6 protein-coding genes are annotated in these 6,225 nt (G+C 61.1%); 4 read left to right on the top strand and 2 right to left on the bottom strand.

Going from position 1 to position 6,225, the window contains the following annotated elements:
* The coding region (locus KFO72_RS19470; RefSeq protein WP_225032785.1) for a hypothetical protein at window positions 1-193 on the top strand (193 nt) is incomplete at its 5' end.
* Window positions 194-383: 190 nt separating this feature from the next.
* Here KFO72_RS19470 and KFO72_RS19465 read toward each other — a convergent pair.
* A complete protein-coding gene (locus tag KFO72_RS19465; RefSeq protein WP_035990605.1) occupies window positions 384-968 on the bottom strand; it encodes a phasin family protein in 585 nt (194 codons plus the stop codon).
* Between the two features lie 770 nt (window positions 969-1,738).
* Here KFO72_RS19465 and pbpG point away from each other — a divergent pair.
* Entirely contained in the window at window positions 1,739-2,914 is a 1,176-nt protein-coding gene (gene pbpG, locus KFO72_RS19460) for a D-alanyl-D-alanine endopeptidase (protein WP_054934370.1), read from the top strand.
* A 67-nt stretch (window positions 2,915-2,981) separates the two neighbouring features.
* Here the strand turns inward: pbpG and KFO72_RS19455 are convergent, their stop codons facing one another.
* Entirely contained in the window at window positions 2,982-3,788 is an 807-nt protein-coding gene (locus KFO72_RS19455) for an IclR family transcriptional regulator (RefSeq protein ID WP_054934371.1), read from the bottom strand.
* A 188-nt stretch (window positions 3,789-3,976) separates the two neighbouring features.
* Between KFO72_RS19455 and KFO72_RS19450 the strand changes: the two genes are divergently transcribed.
* Both KFO72_RS19450 and KFO72_RS19445 read left to right on the top strand, forming a co-directional pair.
* Complete coding sequence (locus tag KFO72_RS19450; protein WP_054934372.1) at window positions 3,977-4,699, top strand: (Fe-S)-binding protein; 723 nt, start codon at window positions 3,977-3,979, stop codon at window positions 4,697-4,699.
* A 79-nt stretch (window positions 4,700-4,778) separates the two neighbouring features.
* Window positions 4,779-6,191: a LutB/LldF family L-lactate oxidation iron-sulfur protein gene (locus KFO72_RS19445; RefSeq protein WP_054934373.1), complete on the top strand. Its 1,413-nt coding sequence runs from the start codon at window positions 4,779-4,781 to the stop codon at window positions 6,189-6,191.
* The last annotated feature ends 34 nt before the right edge of the window (window positions 6,192-6,225 follow it).

Here is a 6,225-nt window from a genome sequence, read left to right as displayed (position 1 = left end):
CAATTCGCGGATGCCAGCGAAAGCAAAAGCAAAAGCAAACCGCGAATGCCAGCGCGAAGTCAAATACACCGAACTGCAACGCCTGAGGCACGCAGGCAACTCACGGATACCACCGCGAACAACCGAACCAAACCAGACCGCCGGCCGCGCAGGCAAAAAAAAACAAAAAAAAGGCAAAAAAAACCCGGCCTAGACCGGGGAAACGATACGCTGTTTAACGTATCGGAGCGTCTGGCCGCATGGCCACTGAAGTCTCGACCATGCGGCGCTGTTCATACCGCCAGTCACTTCGACAGTGCATCTCGCGGCTGCGCGCCGACAGACGATGGGGCATCCGTCGACACGCAGGTGAAGCCCGATCCGTTGAAGCCGTTACATCGTTATCAGACAGCAGCCTTCTTGGCCGAAGCTGCCGTACGCGAAGCCTGAGCAGCAGCTTGCGAAGCGGCCTTCGATGCAGCCGTAGCAGCCGCGTTGAAGTTGCTTTCAGCGATTTCGACAGCCTGCTTCGTTGCCTTGTGAACCGTTTCGTACGTCGTGTTCGCGGCCGTGATGGCCGACTTGATCACGGCGACAGCCGTTTCCGAACCAGCCGGTGCATTCTTCGCGACGTTCTCGACGAGCGCCTGCACCTTCTTGTTCTGTTCTTCATATTGCGCTTCAGCAACACGCGCAAACTCAGCTTGCGTGGCCGATGCGATTTCGTACAGGTGACGACCGTACGACAGAACCTTCTCGGCCACCGGCTGCGTCAGGCTCGCTTGCAGCGCGAGCAGTTCTTGCGCGTCCTTCACCGACAGCGCACGTTGTGCGTTTTCCTGGCCTTCAGCGATCGTCGACTTGACGACCTGGAGATTCAGCTCGACCAGCTTTTCGACGCCTTCGAATGCCTTCGAAGTCAGGCCAAACAGCGTTTCAAGGTTGGCCTTCTGTGCTGCGGCGAATTGCTCAGGGGTCAGCAGAGTCATGTTTACGCTCCTGGATTACCGGCCCGTCTGGCGCGGACCGAGTTGGGTTAACTGCAGAACAAATTAGGAATCGCTGGTCCGCTGTCAATTGTGCGTCGCAGCAATGGTTCCCATTTTAGGACGACGCCGATAGATGTCAAGGACTTTTTTGTGCAACGCACAACGCATAGAAATTACTAATAAAACAAGACGTTATGTAGCGTTTATGACATTGTGGTGAAGCGCATGCACATTAGGGTTTGCACCGATGTGGTGCGGTGAAAAAGGTGGTCTCTCAAGCCAGATAAGGGCTTGGGATGCGCCGGAGGCGAATTTTCGGGCAAAAAGGTAAAATTCTCAGGTAAACCGAAAACCGTAGCGGAACGTTAAATCGCCATCCCGGTCGAACGCGCGGCATGCTGCTTCGCAGTAGTCGCTTAAGAGTCGGCCGGCGCGCCCGTCCGCATGTGTGCTTCGGTGCGGCAGGCATCGCGCGCTGGATGCTTGCGGCAGGATCGTATTGCCATGCGTACGCGACCGTACTTCCCCTGATCAAGTTTGGTTCGAAGATGCCGATATGCTGAACGAGTGAGAGTCTTTCAGCGAATTGGCGAGGGCGGCTTGCTGGCGTGTCATTGGTATTTTCAATGATGCACCTGCAACTTATTGCTTTTCCGCAATCGAGTCTGACAACTCGGTTTAAGGACTGTCGATAAGTGCTTAATATTGCTAATTTTTAACTGTTTTACTACACTGGCGAAAACTCTCTCGCCGCTCCAACCAGAACACCAATGAAAACCGACATGTTTTCGTCACTGAAAGTGATGCACGGCGCGGCGCTCAGCACCGCTCTGTCGGTGGCTGCCTCGGTGGTCATCGCAGCGGCTTTTGCTGCGCCGGTGGACGCCTTCGCCGCGTCCGCCACGGCGCCTGCCACGTCCGCGAAAGCCGGTAAGAAGCCTTCGAAGAAGGCCGCCGCCGAGCAAGTCTCCAGCAAGTCGTCGAAGGCCGCGAAGGACGTCAAGGCCGCCGCGAAGAACGATGACGATCAGCCCCGCACCGTTTCGAAGAAGCGCCGCGTCTCGTACACGGTGAACGGCCGTCATCACTCGGTCGTGCGCCGCGTCGCGTTCGAGCCGCGTCAACCGTCCGTCGGCACGGCGTTCGGCCTGCACGAGACGCCTGACGCGCTGATGCTGCGTTCGAGCGTCGCTTACGTGGTCGACCAGAACACGTCTGAGTCGCTGTTCGACAAGAACTCGCGCGCCGTCGTGCCCATCGCGTCGATCACCAAGCTGATGACGGCGATGGTCGTGCTCGATTCGAAGGCGGCGATGACCGAGCAGATCGAAGTCACCGACGAAGATCGCGACTACGAGAAGAATACCGGCTCGCGCCTGTCGGTCGGCTCGGTGCTCTCGCGTGAGGACATGTTGCACATCGCGCTGATGGCGTCGGAAAACCGCGCGGCGGCAGCGTTGTCGCGTTACTTCCCGGGTGGTCGTCCCGCTTTCATGGCCGCGATGAACGCGAAGGCGAAGGCGCTCGGCATGACCGACACCCACTTCGAAAATCCGACGGGCCTGACGAGCCAGAACGTATCGAGCGCGCGTGATCTGGTGAAGATGGTCAACGCCGCGTATCAGTATCCGCTGATCCGCAGGTTCTCGACCGATCGCAGCTACGAGGTGTACACGGGCAAGCGCACGATTGCCTACAACAGCACGAACGCGCTGGTGCGCAACCCGACTTGGGATATCGGCCTGCAGAAGACAGGCTTCATCAACGAAGCAGGCGAGTGCCTCGTGATGCAGGCAACGATCCACGATCGTCCGATGATCATGGTGCTGCTCGATTCATCGGGCAAGTACTCGCGTTTCGCCGATGCGCAACGTCTGCGCACGTGGCTCGACAACGGCGGCGAACAGCGCATCACCAGCGCGGACGCCAACGGCGCCGGGACCTGAGCGAAAGCTCTGCCCAACAAAAAGCCCCGCATTGCGGGGCTTTTTTATTCGCGCGTGTGGGCGGGCATCATGCTGTATGTGCCGAAGTGCTTGCGTGCTGCACCTGCGGGTGATAGCCGAGCGACTCGGAAATTACCAGCGCAGTCTTGCTCAACTGGCCGAGCCACGAGTCCTGCAGACGGTCGGCCGGCGCGGACAGCGACAGGCCAGCGACGAGCTTGCCCGTATCGTCGTAAATGCCGGCTGCGATGCAGCGTACGCCGAGTTCCAGTTCTTCGTTGTCGCGCGCGCATGCCTGCTGGCGCACGTGCGACAGTTCGCGTTCCAGCTTGGTGAGATCGGTGATGCTGTTCTGCGTGTGGCCCGACAGACCCGTGCGGGTCGCGTAGGCGCGCACGCGGGTCGATTCGTCGGCGGCGAGAAACAGCTTGCCGACGGAAGTCAGATGCAGCGGCGCACGGCCGCCTATGGCGCGAACCACCTGCATGCCCGAGCGCTCGGAATAGGCTCGCTCGATGTAGACGATTTCGTCGCCCTGACGCACCGACAGGTTGACGGTCTGGCCCGTCAGCCGGTGCAGCTCGCGCATCGGCATCAGCGCGGCGTCGCGCACCGACAGGCGCGCCTTGACGAGATTGCCCAGTTCCAGCAGTCGCATGCCGAGACGGTAGGTGCCCGGGTCCGAGCGATCCACCAGCCGGCAGGTCACCATATCGTTCAGGATGCGATGGGCGGTGGACGGGTGAAGATCGGTGCGTTGCGCGAGTTCCTTCAGGCTGACCGGGTCGCTATGCGCGGCGAGGGCATCCAGCAGGCGCATCATGCGCTCGATCACCTGAATCGACGTCTTGGGGTCCGGGTTCGTATCGCTCATAAGGCTAAACGGTTGACGCGTCAAACAGCGGAAACTGATTGTATCTCGTATTGTGAAAAAAGCGAACGCCATTGGAAATGATCCTCCAATCTCACTATTTGGCGGTTCATTGCGCAGTGGGGCGGTTACGCGTTGGTATTGCGCGCCAAACAGCGGATAATCGGGGACGTTTCCCCGGAGGAGCACACATGCGAGTCGGTTTTTTCGTCACCTGCCTGATCGATCTGATGCGCCCCGAAATCGGCTTCTCCGCGATCAAGCTGATCGAGCGCGCTGGCTACGAGGTGTTCGTGCCGCCGGCGCAAACGTGCTGCGGGCAGCCCGCCTACAACTCCGGCGACCGGCGCATCGCGCGGGACCTGGCGGAAAAGACGCTGCGCGAGTTCGAGCAATACGATTACGTGGTCGTGCCGTCGGGCTCATGCGGCGGGATGATCCGCGCACATTACGGCGACCTGTTCGCTGATGACCCCGAACTGATGGGCCGCTTCGGGCGGCTGCGTCCGAAGGTCTATGAACTCACCGATTTTCTCGCCACCGTCGCGAAGGTCGAGCTGACGCCGGGCGAATTTCAGGGGCCCGTGACGTATCACGACTCCTGTTCGGGGCTGCGCGAGCTGGGCGTCAAGCAGCAGCCGCGCGCGTTGCTCGCGCAGGCTGGCGTCGCCGTGACCGAGATGAAGGACTGCGAGCATTGCTGCGGCTTCGGCGGTACGTTTGCCGTGAAGTTCGGCGACATCTCGACGGCGATCGTCGACGAGAAGTGCGCCAATGTGCAGGCGAGCGGCGCGCAAGCCGTCGTGCTGGGCGATCTCGGCTGCATGTTGAATATCGAAGGGCGCCTGCGGCGCACGGGCGATACGACCACGCGCGTGCTGCACATCGCGCAGGTTCTGGCAGGCGACGCCTGAGCGCGGTCGAACGTTGTTCGTTGCCTGATAAGTGCCAGCAAGCGGTAGCGCAAACCTGTAACCGATCCCCAAGGCTGTCATGCAAGTCCAAACGATGCAGTTCAAGGCGCGCGCGGGCCAGAAACTCGCCGACCAGCGCCTTCAGCAGAACCTCACCAAGCTGTCGACGAAATTCGTGTCGGCGCGCGCGTCGGCGATGCTGGCAATCGATTTCCCCGCCACGCGCGCCGCGCTCAAGGAGCGCCGCAACCGCGCGCTGGAGAACCTTGACGTCTGGCTGGAGACCTTCGAGCGCGAGGCGACGCGGCGCGGCGTCACCGTGCTGTTCGCCGAATCGACACAAGACGCCGCGAAGCTCGTCGCTGATATCGCGCGCAAGCACGACGTGAAGAAGGTGATCAAGACGAAGTCGATGGTGTCCGAGGAAATGCGCCTGAACGAGGTGCTGGGACAGATGGGCGTGCAGTCGATCGAAACCGACCTCGGCGAATACATCCTGCAGATCAACGACAACGAGCCGCCGAGCCACATCATCGCGCCCGTCGTCCACAAGGATAAGGAAGAGATCGCCGACCTGTTCGCAAAGACGCACCAGAAGCCGCGTCTGACCGAAATCCCCGAGATGACGCGCGAGGCGCGCGAGATGCTGCGTCCGCACTTCATGACGGCCGACATGGGCGTGACGGGCGGCAATTTCGTGATCGCGGAAACGGGTTCGGTCGCGCTCGTGACCAACGAAGGCAACGAAGGCATGTGCACGGTGATGCCGCGCGTGCACGTCGCGGTCACGGGCATCGAAAAGGTACTGCCGACGCTCGAGGATCTCGCGACGGCCATGCGTCTGTTGCCGCGCTCGGCGACGGGGCAGGACGTGTCGAACTATTTCTCCGTGCTGACGGGGCCGCGCCGGGAGGGCGACCAGGACGGGCCGGAGCATATGTACGTGGTGCTGGTCGATGGCGGGCGCACCGGGCTGATCGGCGGCGACTTTCAGGAGATGCTGCGCTGTATCCGCTGTGGCGCGTGCATGAACCATTGCCCTGTGTATCAGAAGGTCGGCGGACACGCGTATGGGTGGGTCTACCCGGGGCCGATGGGCTCGGTGCTCACACCCAGCTATGTCGGCATCGAAAAGGCGCTCGACCTTCCGCAGGCCGCGACGCTATGCGGTGAATGCAATAGCGTATGCCCGGTCGGCATTCCGCTGTCGGATCTGCTGCGCAAACTGCGCGAGCGCCAGGTGGAGCGGCATCTGCGGCCGTGGCAGGAGCGCTACGGACTCGCTGTGTGGGGCTATCTGGCCATGCATCCGACGGCGTACAGTCTTTTCACGAAGGTCGCGGTGCGGATTCTCGAGCGGATGGGCGGCAGCCGGAAGTCGATTGCGAAGCTGCCACTTGGCGCGGGCTGGACGAATACGCGCGAGATGCCGGCGCCCGTAGGGCGCACGTTCCGCGAACTCTACGCCGCGAGCAAGACACATATCGGGTAACGCTCCTCTTTCGAGCGTCGAAATTGAAAGAGGC

This window comes from Paraburkholderia sp. XV (assembly GCF_020177535.1).
GTDB classification, from domain to species: domain Bacteria; phylum Pseudomonadota; class Gammaproteobacteria; order Burkholderiales; family Burkholderiaceae; genus Paraburkholderia; species Paraburkholderia caribensis.
Note: the sequence above shows the minus strand (reverse complement) of the source record. Positions and strands in the feature narration are given on the sequence as shown.

Bases quoted from the DNA above. Each gene is read 5' to 3' on its own strand.
- KFO72_RS19450 (WP_054934372.1), top strand. From the start codon at position 3,977: ATGCGAGTCGGTTTTTTCGTCACCTGCCTGATCGATCTGATGCGCCCC.
- KFO72_RS19445 (WP_054934373.1), top strand. From the start codon at position 4,779: ATGCAAGTCCAAACGATGCAGTTCAAGGCGCGCGCGGGCCAGAAACTC.
- KFO72_RS19465 (WP_035990605.1), bottom strand. From the start codon at position 968: ATGACTCTGCTGACCCCTGAGCAATTCGCCGCAGCACAGAAGGCCAAC.
- KFO72_RS19455 (WP_054934371.1), bottom strand. From the start codon at position 3,788: ATGAGCGATACGAACCCGGACCCCAAGACGTCGATTCAGGTGATCGAG.
- pbpG (WP_054934370.1), top strand. From the start codon at position 1,739: ATGAAAACCGACATGTTTTCGTCACTGAAAGTGATGCACGGCGCGGCG.